Annotated in this window: 12 protein-coding genes and 2 pseudogenes; 12 read left to right on the plus strand and 2 right to left on the minus strand. The window is 71.6% G+C overall.

Going from position 1 to position 14,847, the window contains the following annotated elements; all coding sequences use genetic code 11:
- Positions 1–171 precede the first annotated feature (171 nt).
- From ACFQSB_RS34830 to ACFQSB_RS34880, 11 genes and pseudogenes are all read left to right on the plus strand, one after another.
- Entirely contained in the window at positions 172–648 is a 477-nt protein-coding gene (locus ACFQSB_RS34830) for a Rieske (2Fe-2S) protein (protein WP_380831129.1), read from the plus strand.
- A gap of 68 nt (positions 649–716) precedes the next feature.
- Positions 717–1,427, plus strand: a pseudogene (locus ACFQSB_RS34835) (ATP-binding cassette domain-containing protein); the annotation flags it as partial.
- A 166-nt stretch (positions 1,428–1,593) separates the two neighbouring features.
- Complete coding sequence (uvrC, locus tag ACFQSB_RS34840; RefSeq protein ID WP_380831186.1) at positions 1,594–3,486, plus strand: excinuclease ABC subunit UvrC; 1,893 nt, start codon at positions 1,594–1,596, stop codon at positions 3,484–3,486.
- Positions 3,483–4,424, plus strand: a complete 942-nt coding sequence (gene rapZ, locus ACFQSB_RS34845; RefSeq protein WP_380831131.1) for an RNase adapter RapZ — start codon at positions 3,483–3,485, stop codon at positions 4,422–4,424. Before uvrC ends, rapZ begins: the two co-directional genes overlap by 4 nt.
- Positions 4,425–4,837: 413 nt before the next feature.
- A complete protein-coding gene (locus ACFQSB_RS34850) occupies positions 4,838–5,755 on the plus strand; it encodes a gluconeogenesis factor YvcK family protein (RefSeq protein ID WP_380831188.1) in 918 nt (305 codons plus the stop codon).
- Positions 5,756–5,894: 139 nt separating this feature from the next.
- On the plus strand, positions 5,895–6,875 hold the full coding sequence (gene whiA, locus ACFQSB_RS34855; RefSeq protein ID WP_354844737.1) for a DNA-binding protein WhiA: 981 nt from the start codon (positions 5,895–5,897) through the stop codon (positions 6,873–6,875).
- Positions 6,876–7,118: 243 nt separating this feature from the next.
- Positions 7,119–8,123: a type I glyceraldehyde-3-phosphate dehydrogenase gene (gene gap, locus ACFQSB_RS34860; RefSeq protein ID WP_354844740.1), complete on the plus strand. Its 1,005-nt coding sequence runs from the start codon at positions 7,119–7,121 to the stop codon at positions 8,121–8,123.
- Entirely contained in the window at positions 8,123–9,310 is a 1,188-nt protein-coding gene (locus ACFQSB_RS34865; protein WP_354844743.1) for a phosphoglycerate kinase, read from the plus strand. The genes gap and ACFQSB_RS34865 overlap by 1 nt, the downstream gene beginning before the upstream one ends.
- 7 nt (positions 9,311–9,317) lie before the next feature.
- Positions 9,318–10,103, plus strand: coding sequence for a triose-phosphate isomerase (tpiA, locus tag ACFQSB_RS34870; RefSeq protein WP_354844745.1), 786 nt, complete (start codon positions 9,318–9,320; stop codon positions 10,101–10,103).
- Positions 10,104–10,233: 130 nt separating this feature from the next.
- Entirely contained in the window at positions 10,234–10,467 is a 234-nt protein-coding gene (secG, locus tag ACFQSB_RS34875) for a preprotein translocase subunit SecG (RefSeq protein WP_354844747.1), read from the plus strand.
- A gap of 73 nt (positions 10,468–10,540) precedes the next feature.
- A complete protein-coding gene (locus ACFQSB_RS34880; protein WP_189163482.1) occupies positions 10,541–10,885 on the plus strand; it encodes an RNA polymerase-binding protein RbpA in 345 nt (114 codons plus the stop codon).
- Positions 10,886–10,975: 90 nt separating this feature from the next.
- On the opposite strand, the gene ACFQSB_RS34885 is transcribed toward ACFQSB_RS34880, so the two are convergent.
- A complete protein-coding gene (locus ACFQSB_RS34885) occupies positions 10,976–12,682 on the minus strand; it encodes an amidohydrolase (RefSeq protein ID WP_380831134.1) in 1,707 nt (568 codons plus the stop codon).
- 191 nt (positions 12,683–12,873) lie between these two features.
- On the opposite strand from ACFQSB_RS34885, the gene ACFQSB_RS34890 reads away from it, so the two are divergent.
- Positions 12,874–13,908: a GNAT family N-acetyltransferase gene (locus ACFQSB_RS34890; RefSeq protein WP_380831135.1), complete on the plus strand. Its 1,035-nt coding sequence runs from the start codon at positions 12,874–12,876 to the stop codon at positions 13,906–13,908.
- Between the two features lie 354 nt (positions 13,909–14,262).
- On the opposite strand, the pseudogene ACFQSB_RS34895 reads toward ACFQSB_RS34890, so the two are convergent.
- Positions 14,263–14,688 (minus strand): annotated as a pseudogene (locus tag ACFQSB_RS34895) (Clp protease N-terminal domain-containing protein); the annotation flags it as partial.
- Positions 14,689–14,847: the final 159 nt, after the last annotated feature.

Below are 14,847 nucleotides of genomic sequence, written 5' to 3' on the forward strand. Positions count from 1 at the left end.
TTCGCCCGCGTCACGACGGCCCGCCGCTCCTTCGCACATCAGGTGGAGCGGCGGGCCTGACTCATGTCTTATGCGTAATTGTTCATACTGCCTGAGTCACGTGTGCTCCATGCTGAACCACGTGGCGGCGAGAGCCGTAGCAGGAGATAAGGAAAACCGAGGAAGGCGAATATGACCGAGACGGATACGACACGGCGTGCGGTGATGCTCGGCGCGAGTGGCGCGGGGCTGGCCGTCGTGCTGACCGCGTGCGGCGGATATGGGACGTCGGCCTCGACGGACAGCGGCGACTCTTCCTCCGATCCGGCGCCCGCGTCCTCGTCGGACGGCGCCGCGAGCGACTCCGGCTCCGGCGGCGGCGGGAACGCTCTGGCCAAGACCAGCGACATCCCCAAGGGCGGCGGCAAGATCTTCAAGGACGAGAAGATCGTCATCACCCAGCCGGCGGACGGTGAGTTCAAGGCGTTCAGCGCGATCTGCACCCACCAGGGCTGCCCAGTGGGCTCGGTGTCCGGTGGAACGATCAACTGCCCGTGCCACGGCAGCAAGTTCAAGATCGCCGATGGCTCCGTGGCCGACGGCCCCGCGAGCTCGCCGCTGGAGGAGAAGAAGATCAAGGTCGAGGGCGGGTCCATCACCCTGGCCTGACACCGCCACCACCAGGCGACCGCACGCGGGCGGGGCCGGAGGACCACCTCCGTCCCCGCCCGCGGCGCGCCGAGGCCGCGCTGGCGCGCGCGGGCGACGAGCCGGCGCAGCTCGCGTACGCCCAGGCTCTGGCCGACTACGCCGATGCCGGCGGCTATGAGGCGGAGGTCGTCTGGGACACCTGCGCGACCGCGGCTCTCGGCCTGCCCTACGACCGCGTCGAGGAACGGCCGGTGAACACCCTGTCGGGCGGCGAGCAGAAGCGGCTGGTGCTGGAGGCTCTCCTGCGCGGGCCGGACGAACTGCTGCTGCTGGACGAACCGGACAACTACCTGGACGTGCCCGCCAAGCAGTGGCTGGAGGAGCGCCTGCGCGCCGTGGGGAAGACCGTTCTGCTCGTCTCGCACGACCGCCGCCTGCTGGCGAACACCGCCGACCGCATCCTCACCGTGGAGGACCGGGGAGTGTGGGTCCACGGCGGCGGCTTCGCCTCCTACGCCCAGGCCCGGCACGACCGCGTCGAGCGCCTGGAGGAGCTGAAGCGCCGCTGGGAGGAGGAGCATGCCAGGCTCAGGCAGCTGGTGAACACCCTGCGCCAGACCGCCGCCAACAACGACGCGGTGGCCTCCTCCTACCGCGCCGCCCGCACGCGGCCGCGCAGGTTCGAGGAGGCCGGCCCGCCGGAGCGGGCGCCGCGAGGGCAGAACGTGCGCATGCGGCTGCGCGGCGGCCGCACCGGCAAGCGGGCGGTCGTCTGCGAGTCGGTCGAGCTGCACGGGCGGACGGCCGGGCGGTTCCGCGGCGAGCACCGGGCGAGGGCGGCGGAGGTGGTGTGTGCCAGGGGGTGGGGATGCCTGGGGGCGATCTCCGGGGGAGGTGGATAGCCCTATTCTGTCGGCGGGTCCGGATAGGCTTTCTGTTGTGGCGAGACCCGCGAACAGCCCCCTGAGCTTCCGCCCCGAGCCGGGGTCGATCCCTGAGTCACCAGGTGTGTACCGCTTCAGGGATGCCCATGGCCGGGTCATCTATGTCGGCAAGGCCAAGAGCCTCCGGCAGCGCCTCAACTCCTACTTCGCCGACTTCGCCGGCCTCCACCCGCGCACCCAGACCATGCTCACCACGGCCGCGGGGGTCGACTGGACCGTCGTGGGCACCGAGGTCGAGGCCCTGCAGCTCGAATACTCCTGGATCAAGGAGTTCGACCCCCGGTTCAACGTCAAGTACCGCGACGACAAGTCCTATCCCTTCCTCGCGGTCACCATGGGCGAGGACTTCCCCCGGGTGCAGGTGCTGCGCGGCGCCAAGCGCAAGGGCACCCGCTACTTCGGGCCCTACTCCCACGCCTGGGCCATCAGAGAGACCGTCGACCTGCTGCTGCGCGTCTTTCCCGTGCGCACCTGCTCGGCGGGGGTGTTCAAGCGCGCCGGGCAGATCGGCCGGCCCTGCCTGCTGGGCTACATCGACAAGTGCTCGGCGCCCTGCGTCGGCAACGTCACCCCCGAGCAGCACCGCGAGCTGGCCGAGGATTTCTGCGACTTCATGGCCGGGAACACCGGCCGGTTCATCAAGCGGCTCGAACGCGCCATGCGCGAGGCCGCCGCCGCCGAGGAGTACGAGAGGGCCGCCCGCCTCCGCGACGACATCCAGGCCCTGCAGCGGGCGCTGGAGAAGCAGGCCGTGGTGCTCGGCGAGGGCACCGACTGCGACGTGGTCGCCCTCACCGAAGATCCGCTGGAGGCCGCGGTCCAGGTGTTCTACGTGCGCGGGGGCCGCATCCGCGGCCAGCGCGGCTGGGTCGTCGACAAGGTCGAGGAGGCCACCACCGGCGAGCTGGTCGAACACTTCCTGCTCCAGATGTACGGCGAGGCGACGCCCGAGGCGGTGCCGCGTGAGGTGCTGGTCCCGGCCCTGCCGCCGGAGGCCGGCGCGGTCGCCGAGCTGCTCACCGAGCAGCGCGGCGCGAGGGTCGAGGTGCGCGTGCCGCAGCGCGGCGACAAGAAAGCCCTCATGGAGACCGTCGAGCGCAACGCCAAAGAGTCCCTCGCCCAGCACAAGCTGCGCAGGGCCAGCGACCTGACCACGCGCAGCCGTGCGCTGCAAGAGATCGCCGACGCGCTCGACCTCGACCAGGCTCCGTTGCGCATCGAGTGCTACGACGTCTCCCACCTGCAGGGCGACGACGTCGTGGCCTCGATGGTCGTCTTCGAGGACGGCCTGGCCCGCAAGAGCGAGTACCGCCGGTTCGCCATCCGCGGCACGGCCGGGCAGGGCGATGTCGCCTCCATCTACGAGGTGATCCACCGCCGGTTCAAGCGCCTGGTCGAAGAGCGCGCCGAGAGCGGCGAGCTCGATCCCGAGCCGATCGACCCCGAGACCGGCAAACCGCGCAGGTTCGCCTATCCGCCCAACCTGGTCGTGGTCGACGGCGGCCCCGCCCAGGTGGCGGCGGCCCAGCGGGCGCTGGACGAGCTCGGCGTGGACGACGTCTCGGTGAGCGGGCTGGCCAAGCGGCTGGAGGAGGTCTGGGTCCCCGGCGACGACCAGCCGGTGATCCTGCCCAGAACCAGCGAAAGCCTTTATCTGCTGCAAAGGGTGCGTGACGAGGCACACCGCTTCGCCATCACCTACCATCGTTCGAAACGTTCGAAGTCTGTCAAGGTGAGCGTTCTGGACGAGATCCGGGGGCTCGGGTCAGCGCGCAAACAGGCTTTGCTGAAGCGCTTCGGGTCCGTCAAGCGGTTGCAGGGGGCGACCGTCGAGGAGATCCGCGAGGTTCCCGGCATCGGGCTTTCGACCGCCGAGGCGATCGTTGCCGCGTTGAAGGGGGAGAGCACATGACCGAGCAGACAGACGGCGACGGGCGCGAGGTGTCGCGGCCGCGGCCGGCGGAGGCGCGGGGCCGCAAGGGGGCGGTGCGCGACACCGCGTTCGTCATCGTCACCGGCATGTCCGGAGCCGGCCGCAGCACGGCCGCCAAGGCCCTGGAGGACCTCGGCTGGTTCGTGATCGACAACCTGCCGCCGGGCATGCTGTTCGCCATGGCGGAGGAGGCCGGCCGGGTCAAGCTCGACACCGACAAGGTCGCCGCCGTGGTCGACGTCCGGAGCCTGGCCTTCACCACCGACCTCAACACCGCGATCGAAGAGCTCGAGGCGCGGGGCGTCGGGGTGCGCGTGGTCTTCCTGGAGGCCAGCGACGAGGAGCTCGTCCGCCGCTTCGAGAACGTCCGCAGGCCGCACCCGCTCCAGGGCGAGGGGCGCCTGGTGGACGGCATCGCCCGCGAGCGGGGCATCCTGCGCGAGGTGCGGGCCAACGCCGACCTGGTGATCGACACCTCCTCGCACAATGTGCACGAGCTGCGCGGCAAGATCGTCTCTTTCTTCGGCGGGGACGACCGCCCCGGCCTGCGGGTCAACGTGGTGTCCTTCGGGTTCAAGTACGGCCTGCCGGTGGACGCCGATCTGGTGGTCGACTGCAGGTTCCTGCCCAATCCGCACTGGGTGCCCGAGCTGCGGCCGATGAGCGGGTTGGACGCGCCCGTGCGCGAGTACGTCCTCAGCCAGCCGGGAGCCAAGGAGTTCCTGGACGCCTATGAGGAGGCCTTCGGCGTCGTGGCCGCAGGCTACGTCCGCGAGGGCAAGGGGTATGTCACCCTGGCCGTCGGCTGCACCGGCGGCAAGCACCGCAGCGTGGCCATGTCCGAGCAGATCGGCGCCCGCCTGCGCGATCGGGGCATGGAGGTTCAGGTCAGCCACCGGGATGTGGGCCGCGAGTGAACGTCGATGACGGGGCTCGCGCGGGCGGCGCCCGCACCGAGACCCCGGCGGGCCGCCGGCACGCGGCCCGCGGCGCGGAGGAGACCGAAGACGCCCCAAGCCCGGCGGGGTCCACGGCGCCGCCGGCACGCTCCACCGACGCGCCGGCCGGCCCCCGAGGCCCGGCCGAGCCAGCGGCGGCGTCCGCACCCTCCACTCCGGACGGTTCGGCACGCTCCACTCCGGATGGGTCGGCACTTTCCACTCCGGCGGTGCCGGCACCCTCCATCCCGGATGGGTCGGCACCCTCCGCTCCAGAGGGTTCGGCACCCTCCACTCCAGCGGTGCCGGCACGCTCCACCCCGGACGGGTCGGCCGGCTCAGCCTCCCTGCTCGACGGGCTTGAGCGGTTCGGGCGGGGTGGGGCGGCGCGGGTGGTGGCTTTCGGCGGGGGGCACGGGCTGTACGCCTCGCTGTCGGCGCTGCGGCGGGTCACCGGCGAGCTGACCGCGGTGGTGACCGTGGCCGACGACGGCGGCTCCAGCGGGCGTCTCAGGCGCGAGCTGGGCGTCCTGCCGCCCGGTGACCTGCGCATGGCCCTCGCGGCCCTGTGCGGCGACGACGACTGGGGCCAGACCTGGAGCAAGGTGGTCCAGCACCGCTTCCTCAGCGAGGGCGAGCTGCACGGCCACGCCGTCGGCAACCTGCTCATCGTGGCGCTGTGGGAGCTGCTCGACGACCCGGTGGCGGGGCTCGACTGGGTGGGCCGCCTGCTCGGCGCGCACGGCCGCGTCCTGCCGATGGCCTCGGTGCCGCTGGACATCGAGGCCGAGGTCGAGCTGGACGGGCTCGTCAGCGTGGTCCGCGGGCAGGTCGCGTGCGCCCTCACCCCGGGCAACGTCCAAGCGATCTCCCTGGTGCCGGCCGACCCCCCGGCCTGTCCCGAGGCGGTCGAGGCGGTGCGCGAGGCCGACTGGGTGGTGTTCGGGCCGGGGTCGTGGTTCACCAGTGTGCTGCCGCACCTGAAGGTGCCCCAGCTCGCCGCCGCCCTGCACGGCGCCGCCGCCAGGCGGCTGGTCACCCTCAACCTGGCCCCGCAGCCGGGGGAGACCGACGGGTTCTCCGCCGAGAAGCACCTGCAGGTGCTGCGCGATCACGCTCCCGGGCTCACCGTCGACGTGGTGCTCGCCGACCACCGGGTGGTGGGCGAGCGCGACGAACTGGAGAAGGCCGCCGACGCGCTGGGCGGGCGTCTGGTGCTCGCCGACGTCGCCGCCTCCGACGGCTCACCCAGGCATGATGCACGACGACTTGCCTCGGTCCTGGACGAGATTTTCCGTGGGAAGCGTTGATCCTGGTCAGCGCGCCCACGGGGTGCGAGAGACTTGCCGGGGGCCGATGGAGCCGCGCCGGGCGCCGGCGGAGGTCCGCCTGGCGCGACGAGGCTGCTTCGACCGTGAAAGGCGTCTGTATGGGGGAGGACACAGGCACATGGCCATGACGGGTGTGGTGAAGGACGAGCTGAGCCGGCTGTCGGTGCTGAAGCCTTGCTGCCGCAAGGCCGAGGTGTCGACGTTGCTTCGGTTCGCGAGCGGGCTGCACCTTGTGGGCGGCCGCATCGTGATCGAGGCGGAGCTGGACACCAACGTCACCGCCCGGCGGCTGATCAAGGACATCGGCGAGGTGTTCGGGCACAAGGCCGAGGTGCTGGTGCTGGCGCCCGCGGGGTTGCGCAAGGGGTCGAGGTATGTGGTGCGGGTGTACCGCGACGGCGAGGCGCTCGCCCGCCAGACCGGGTTGATCGACAACCACGGGAGGCCGGTGCGCGGGCTGCCGCGCCAGGTCGTCTCCGGGGCCACCTGCGACGCCGAGGCCGCCTGGCGGGGCGCGTTCCTCGCCCACGGCTCGCTGACCGAGCCGGGCCGCTCGATGTCGCTGGAGGTGACCTGCCCCGGCCCGGAGGCCGCGCTCGCCCTGGTGGGCTCCGCCCGGCGGCTCAAGATCCACGCCAAGGCGCGGGAGGTCCGCGGGGTCGACCGCGTGGTGGTCAGGGACGGCGACGCGATCAGCGCCCTGCTGACCCGGCTCGGCGCGCACGACAGCGTCCTGGCATGGGAGGAACGCCGCATGCGCCGCGAGGTGCGCGCCACGGCCCACCGCCTGGCCAACTTCGACGACGCCAACCTGCGCCGCTCGGCGCGGGCGGCGGTGGCCGCCGGCGCCAGGGTGCAGAGGGCGCTGGAGATCCTCGGCGACGAAGCCCCCGAGCACCTGGTCGTCGCCGGGCGTCTGCGGGTGGAGCACAAGCAGGCGTCGCTGGAGGAGCTCGGCCAGATCGCCGACCCGCCGCTGACCAAGGACGCCATCGCCGGCCGCATCCGGCGGCTGCTCGCCATGGCCGACAAACGCGCCTCCGACCTCGGCATCGCCAGCACCGACGCCAACCTCACCGCCGAGATGCTCGCCCCCTGACGGGCCGCGCCGCGGCGGCCGCCGGACGGGCAGGCGGCGGTGCCGGGCGGGGGAAGGCGAGGGGGACGGCGGCGCCGTGGAGTGGCCGTGAGCTGGGGAGATCCACCAGGTCCGCAGGGGCGGCGGGAAAGGGGATGGCCACGTGGTCTACACCAATTGGCACCCGGTAGGGTTATCTGAGGTTTCAGCCCGCCACGACGCCGGCACGAGCCGGCGCAACGACGTTCGAGGAGATCAGGTTCCGTGAGCATCCGCGTAGGCATCAACGGCTTCGGTCGTATCGGCCGCAACTTCTGGCGAGCCGTGGCGGCCGGCGGTAAGGACATCGAGGTCGTCGCCGTCAACGACCTGACCGACAATGCCACCCTTGCCCACCTGCTCAAGTACGACAGCATCCTGGGCCGCCTGCCGTACGAGGTCAAGAGCTCGGCCGACGAGATCACCGTCGACGGCAAGGCGATCAAGGTGTTCGCCGAGCGCGACCCCGCCAAGCTGCCGTGGGGCGACCTGGGCGTGGACGTCGTCGTCGAGTCGACCGGCCTGTTCACCGACGCCGCCAAGGCCAAGGTGCACGCCGAGAACGGCGCCAAGAAGGTCATCATCTCCGCGCCCGCCAAGGGCGAGGACATCACGATCGTGATGGGCGTCAACCACGACAAGTACGACCCGGCGGCGCACACCATCATCTCCAACGCCTCCTGCACGACCAACTGCCTGGCCCCCATGGCGAAGGTCATCAACGACACCTTCGGCATCGAGAAGGGCCTGATGACCACGATCCACGCCTACACCCAGGACCAGAACCTCCAGGACGGCCCGCACAAGGACCTGCGCCGCGCCCGCGCCGCCGCCCTGAACATCGTGCCCACCTCCACCGGCGCGGCCAAGGCGATCGGCCTGGTGCTCCCCGAGCTCAAGGGCAAGCTGGACGGCTTCGCGCTGCGCGTGCCGATCCCCACCGGCTCGGCCACCGACCTGACCGTCGAGCTCAAGCGCGACGCCTCGGTCGAAGAGGTCAACGCCGCCCTCAAGGCCGCCGCCGAGGGCCCGCTGCGCGGCATCCTCAGCTACACCGAGGACGAGATCGTCTCCTCCGACATCGTCACCGACCCGGCCTCCTGCATCTTCGACTCCGGCCTGACCAAGGTCATCGGCAACCAGGTCAAGGTCGTCGGCTGGTACGACAACGAGTGGGGCTACTCCAACCGCCTCGGCGACCTCATCGAGCTGGTTGGTTCGCAGCTCTGATGCAGACCATCGACTCCCTCGACGTGAAGGGCCGGCGCGTGCTCGTGCGCGCCGACCTGAACGTCCCCCTCGACGGGGACGTGATCACCGATGACGGGCGCATCCGCGCCTCGGTGCCCACGATCACCGCGCTCGCCGAGCGCGGCGCGCGGGTGATCGTCTGCGCCCACCTCGGCCGCCCCAAGGGCAAGGTGGCGCCGCAGTTCTCGCTGGCGCCGGTCGCGGCGCGCCTCGGCGAGCTGCTCGGCCGCCCGGTGGCCTTCGCCTCCGACGTCGTCGGCGACTCCGCGCGCGAGACCGCCGAGGGCCTGGCCGACGGCGAGGTCGCCCTGCTGGAGAACCTCCGCTTCGAGCCCGGCGAGGAGTCCAAGGACGACGAGCAGCGCGGCGCGTTCGCCGGCAGGCTCGCCGCCCTGGCCGAGCTGTACGTCGGCGACGGGTTCGGCGCGGTGCACCGCAAGCACGCCAGCGTGTACGACGTGCCCCAGCGCCTGCCGCACGCCGCCGGCGGCCTGGTCGTGGCCGAGGTCGAGGTGCTCAAGAAGCTCACCGAGGACCCCGCCCGGCCCTACGTCGTCGTGCTCGGCGGTGCCAAGGTCTCCGACAAGCTCGGCGTGATCGCCAACCTGCTGGACAAGGTCGACCGCCTGGTCATCGGCGGCGGCATGGCCTACACCTTCCTCAAGGCCCAGGGCCACGAGGTGGGCAACTCGCTGCTGCAGGAAGACCAGCTCGAGCAGGTGAGCGGCTTCATCGCCGAGGCCGGCAAGCGCGGCGTCGAGCTGGTGCTGCCGGTCGACATCCTGGCAGCGACGACCTTCGCCGAGGACGCGCCGTTCGAGGTGGTCGAGGCCACCGCGATCCCGGCCGACCGTGAGGGCCTGGACATCGGCCCGAAGACGCGCGAGCTGTTCGCCGGCAAGCTGGCCGACGCCGCGACCGTCTTCTGGAACGGACCGATGGGCGTGTTCGAGTTCGAGGCGTTCTCGGGCGGCACCCGTGCCGTGGCCGAGGCGCTGATCGCCTCCGGCGCCTTCACCGTCGTCGGCGGTGGCGACTCGGCGGCCGCCGTGCGCAAGCTCGGCCTGCCCGAGGACGGCTTCTCCCACATCTCGACCGGCGGCGGGGCCAGCCTCGAATACCTCGAGGGCAAGACCCTGCCCGGACTCGCCGCGCTGGAGGACTGAGCGCCCCATGAGCACAGCCCGCAAGCCGCTCTTCGCCGGCAACTGGAAGATGAACCTCAACCACCTCGAGGCCATCGCTCTTGTCCAGAAGCTGGCCTTCACCCTGACCGACAAGGACTTCGACCGTGCCGAGGTCGCGGTGCTGCCTCCGTTCACCGACCTGCGCAGCGTGCAGACCCTGGTGGACGGCGACAAGCTCCGCATCGTGTACGGCGCACAGGACCTGTCGGTGCACGACGCCGGCGCCTACACCGGTGAGGTCTCCGGCTCGATGCTGGCCAAGCTCGGCTGCACGTACGTGCTGGCCGGGCACTCCGAGCGGCGGCAGTACCACGGCGAGGACGACCAGCTCGTCAACGCCAAGGTGCAGGCGGCCTACCGCCACTCGCTCACGCCGATCCTGTGCGTGGGCGAGGGGCTGCCGGTCCGCCAGGCGGGCGGCCACGTCGCCTACACCGTGTCGCAGCTCGACGCGGCGCTGAACGGCGTCAAGCACGACCAGGCCAAGTCGATCGTCATCGCCTACGAGCCCGTCTGGGCGATCGGCACCGGCGAGGTCGCCACGCCCGACGACGCCCAGGAGGTCTGCGGCGCCGTTCGCGCGCGACTCGCCGAGCTGTACGACGAGGAGGTGGCCGGAGGCGTCCGTATCCTTTACGGTGGGTCGGTCAAGGGCGCCAACATCGCCGGCATCATGGCTCAGCCGGATATCGACGGGGCTCTGGTCGGCGGCGCGTCCCTCGACCCGGCCGACTTCGTTAAGATCAGTCGTTTTGGCGAAATGTCGGGCTAGCTGAGCTGTTCGGGAGGTACGAGTTGACATTACGACGTACCCTCGAAGAGACACTTTGAATCGTCACCCCGGCGGTCGCCGGGCAGGTCAGGTCGCGCTTCGGCGCGCATAACAGGGAAACAGGTCAACGGTGATTATCGGCATCTCCATCGCCCTCATCCTGTCGAGCGCCCTTATGGTGCTGCTCGTACTGCTCCACAAGGGCAAGGGTGGCGGCCTTTCGGATCTCTTCGGCGGCGGCTTCACATCGTCCTTCGGCGGATCCTCGGTGGTGGAGCGGAACCTCGACCGACTCACGATCATCACCGGTTCGATCTGGTTCGTCTGCATCATCGCGCTCGGGCTGCTGCTCCGGCCGGCGTAGACGCCTTTCCCGAAGCCTGACAGAGATTCTTTTCCCCGCCGCGCGGTGGGGCGATCAAGCGAGGAGTTCATCCGTGGGCAGTGGCAACGCCATCCGTGGTAGCCGTGTCGGCGCCGGTCCGATGGGGGAGGCCGAGCGAGGCGAGGCGGCCCCCCGGGTCCGGGTCTCGTTCTGGTGCGCCAACATGCACGAGACGCGTCCGAGCTTCGCCAGTGACGCGGCCGTCCCGGAGTACTGGGACTGCCCCCGGTGCGGTCTTCCCGCCGGTCAGGACGAGTCGGCCCCGCCCGCGCCGCCGCGCAACGAGCCGTACAAGACCCACCTGGCGTACGTGAAGGAGCGGCGCAGCGACACCGACGGCGCGGCGATCCTCGCCGAGGCCCTCGAGCGGCTGCGCAACAACCGCTCACCCTGGTAGGTCCGCGGCCACCGCTCCGACGAGCGAAAAGGCCCCCGCGGTGCTCCGCGGGGGCCTTCTCACGCTCTGCCGGTGTTCTACGTGGGCCTGTCAGCCGCGCCGCTCGTACACGAGCTCTCCCGCGGCGAAGGTCATGGCCACCTGGGTGGTCCAGATCTCCTTGGCGGGCAGCGCGTACGGGTCACGGTCGAGCACGACCAGGTCGGCGCGGTTGCCGGCGGCGATGACGCCGGCCTCGTCGTCGTGGTTGATCCACGCGGACCCGGCGGTGTAGGCGGCCATGACCGTGGCCAGGTCCAGGCTCTGGTGCGGCAGGAACGGCGTCTGCGCGGTCGGATAGCCCGCGTGCACCGAGCCGCCGGGCTCGGTGCGGTTGACCGCGACGTGCATGCCCTGCAGCGGGTCGGCCGAGGAGACCGGCCAGTCGCTGCCCGCGCACAGCCGGGCGCCGGTGCGCACCAGGTCGGCGAACGGGTACTGCCAGGAGGAGCGCCGCTCACCCAGGTAGGGGATGCACAGCTCGTCCATCTGCAGGTGGTGGGTGGCCCACAGCGGCTGCAGGTTGGCGGTGACGCCGAGGCGGGCGAAGCGCGGCACGTCCGACGGCTCGACGATCTGCAGGTGGGCGATGTGGTGCCGGTTGCGCGGCGAGGTGCTCTCCAGCGCGTCCAGGGACTCGCGCACGGCCCGCTCGCCGATGGCGTGGAAGTGCACCTGGAAGCCGCGCCGGTCCAGTTCGGCGACGTAGCCCTTCAGCAGCTCGGGGTCCACGTAGGAAAGTCCGCGCTGGTCGGGGCCGCAGTTGCAGTAGGGCTCGATGACGGCGGCGGTGAAGTTCTCGGCGATGCCGTCCTGCATGATCTTGACCGAGCCGGCGGAGAACAGCCCGCCGGCCTGGGCGCGGCGTTCGGCCAGCTCGTCGATCTGCTCGGCGCCGCGCGCGCGGTCCCACCACAGCGCCCCGACCACCCGCGCGCGCAGCCGGCCGGAGGCCGCCGCCGACAGGTAGGCCGGGAAGTGGTCGTCGGAGCCGGCGTAGGAGCCGACGATGGCGTCCTGCCAGCCGGTGATGCCCAGCGAGAACAGGTGGGCCTGGGCGTCCATCAGCGCGTCGTCGACGTCGGCGGCGCTCGCCCGGGGCGTCAGCAGGCCGACCAGGTCCATGGCCCCCTCGTGCAGGACGCCGCTCGGCGTGCCGTCCGGGTCGCGCTCGATGCGGCCGTCGGCGGGGTCGGGGGTGTCCGCGCTGATCCCGGCGATCCGCAGGGCGCGGGTGTTGACCCAGGCCGCGTGGTGGTCGCGCTGGATGAGGTAGACGGGCCGGTCGACGAAGTCGAGCTGCGTGCGGTGCGGCAGCCCGCCGGGGAAGGCGGCCATGTCCCAGCCGCCGCCGTCGATCCACTCCTTGCCGGGATGGTCGCGGGCGTACACGGCGATCCGCTGCACGTACGCCGCCAGGCCGAACACCTCCGACAGGTCGCACTTGGCGCGCTCGAGGCCGGCCTGGATCGGGTGGATGTGGGCGTCGGTGAACGCGGGCGTCAGCAGCCGCCCGGCCAGGTCCACCGTCTGGTGGCGGGGGCCCGCCTGCGCGGCGACCTCGGCCTCGTCGCCGACGGCGGCGACGCGCCCGTCGCGGACGAGCACCGCCTCGGCGAAGGCGGCCTCCGTGAGCCCGGCGGCCGGGCCCCCGGTGGGGTCGGCGGGGACGGTGGCGGCCGCGGCGGAGGCGCGGGAGCCGGACGGGCGCGCGGGGCCGGTGTACACGCGGCCGCCGCGGAAGAGCAGTTCGGTCATCGGAGACGATGCTATAGCCGTCGCGGCCACCCGGCGTACGACCAGGAAATCGACCGTCATACCACCACATGTCATGCAAAATCTGACTTAGTACGTCAAATCCGATGAATCGGAAACCCCGGGCTCATGTCCATGTAGCAACCTGGTAACAGCTCGGAGGCATCCTGCTGTTCGGACGACAGGGGGTTTCGATGGGATTTCTGCGGATCCGTACCACCGTGGACGAGCGACCGGGCCGGCTGGCCTCGCTCGCCGCCGCGCTGGCGGCCAAGGGCGGCAACATCCTTGGGCTGAGCGTCCAGCCCGACACCGACGGCACCGTGGACGAGTTCGTCGCCGACATCCCCGCCTCGGTGGACGCGGTGCGCGAGGCGCTGGAGGCGGCCGGCGGCCGGCGCGTCCAGGTGGTGCCCGCCACGGCCCATGAGCTGACCGACGAGCCCACCCGCGTCCTGCTGCTGGGCGCGCGCCTGCGGGCGATGCCGTGGCGGCTGCCGGAGGCGCTGTGCGACCTGCTGCGCGCCGACGACGCGCGCTGGGTGTACGGCGTGGAGCTGTCCTCCGACCTGCCCGACCCCACCCTGCTGACCGTCCCGGTGGCGCCGCGCCGCGCCGTGCGGCTGCGCCGGGCCGGGCTGCCGTTCACGCTGACCGAGGCCGCCCGGGCGGCGGCCCTCGTACGGCTCGCGCAGCCGCCGGCCGAGACGCCCTCCCCGGAGCGTCCCGTGGCGCTGGACGACGGCGTCGAGGTGCAGGTGCGCCCGCTGACCCTGCTCTACCGCGAGGCCGTCCGCGACCTGCACGACCGCTGCTCGCCGGATTCGCGCCGGTTCCGGTACCACACCTCGATGCCCGCCCTGCCGCCGCGCATGTTCGACCGGCTCTGCGACCGCGACCGCGGATACTCGATCGTCGCCGGGTACGACGGCCAGGTCGTGGCGCTGGCCAACCTGATCTTCACACCCGACCCCGGGATCGCCGAGATGGCCTTCCTGGTCGAGGACCGCTGGCAGGGGCGCGGGCTCGGCGGCGCGCTGGCGCGGATTCTGGTGCAACAGGCGCGCGACCTGGGATTCGCCGAGGTCAAGGCCAGTCTGTTGTCGGACAACACGCGCATGCGCCGCCTGCTGATCTCCCTGGGCGCGACGCTCGCCTACACCGACGACCCCGGGGTGCTGGAGGCGCGGATCGCCACCGGCGCGATGGTGCCCGCTCCGCGCGACTGAGCGCCGGCCGGCCGCCGTGCTCCGGGAACGCTCGGGGATCACGGATCACGACGGCCGGTCGCCGGACTCCCGGCGGACCGGTGGATCAGGACGGCCGCCGTACTCCGGGCGGGAGTCGGGGATGGCGGATCACGACGGCCGGCTCGCGCCGCCCTCCTGCGTGCCCCTGTTCTCCGGCGCGTCGTCGCCCTCGTCCGCGGGGGGAACGCCCATGGTGTCCAGCCGCCGCTCGATGCGGTTCAGGCTCTCCTGTATCCGCTCCAGACGTCCCATGAACGACATCTGGGACGGCAGCGGGATCGGATCCACGGTGGGCGGGCCGACCGGCCGGCGCTCGCGGCGGGCCGCGGCGCCCTCGATGAGCCTGCCGCGCATCAGCTCCAGATCGATCTCGTGCAGTTCCAGCACCTTGGCCCCGACGCCGTGGCCCTCCTGGATGAGGCCGAGCAGGATGTGCTCGGTGCTGATGTAGTTGTGGTGGAGCTGCAGCGCCTCACGCAGGGACAGTTCGAGCACCTTCTTGGCCCGGCCGGTGAAGGGGATGTGGATGTGGGCGCCGGGGGCGTTCTCGCCGCGCCCGACCATCTCCTCGATGTCGGCCCTGACGCCCTCCAGGGTGAGGCCCGACCCGGCGAGCATGGTCCCCGCGAGCCCTTTGCCCTCGCCGAGCAGGCCGAGCAGGAGGTGCTCGGTGCCGATGTGGCCGTGGTCGAGCCTCCTGGCCTCCTCCTGGGCGGAGACCACGGCGCGGCGGGCGGAATCGGTGAAGCGCTCGAACACGGGACCCCTCCGCGGGTGTCGGTGAAGCCGGCCGTCACGTACACGCGGAACCGACTCCGGGCGGCTTCTTCCACTATGCGGCAAATACCCCCTCGGTGGGGGTTGGATCGCCGGTCTTGCGGCGGTTCGCCAGGTAGCGACAAGAAGGACATTCTGCTT

The sequence above is a fragment of the Sphaerisporangium rhizosphaerae genome (genome assembly GCF_042665155.1).
Lineage (GTDB): Bacteria > Actinomycetota > Actinomycetes > Streptosporangiales > Streptosporangiaceae > Sphaerisporangium > Sphaerisporangium rhizosphaerae.

Coding starts and splice junctions, on each gene's coding strand:
- ACFQSB_RS34830 (WP_380831129.1), top strand. CDS start 172: ATGACCGAGACGGATACGACACGGCGTGCGGTGATGCTCGGCGCGAGT.
- rapZ (WP_380831131.1), top strand. CDS start 3,483: ATGACCGAGCAGACAGACGGCGACGGGCGCGAGGTGTCGCGGCCGCGG.
- whiA (WP_354844737.1), top strand. CDS start 5,895: ATGGCCATGACGGGTGTGGTGAAGGACGAGCTGAGCCGGCTGTCGGTG.
- ACFQSB_RS34865 (WP_354844743.1), top strand. CDS start 8,123: ATGCAGACCATCGACTCCCTCGACGTGAAGGGCCGGCGCGTGCTCGTG.
- tpiA (WP_354844745.1), top strand. CDS start 9,318: ATGAGCACAGCCCGCAAGCCGCTCTTCGCCGGCAACTGGAAGATGAAC.
- ACFQSB_RS34885 (WP_380831134.1), bottom strand. CDS start 12,682: ATGACCGAACTGCTCTTCCGCGGCGGCCGCGTGTACACCGGCCCCGCG.
- ACFQSB_RS34890 (WP_380831135.1), top strand. CDS start 12,874: ATGGGATTTCTGCGGATCCGTACCACCGTGGACGAGCGACCGGGCCGG.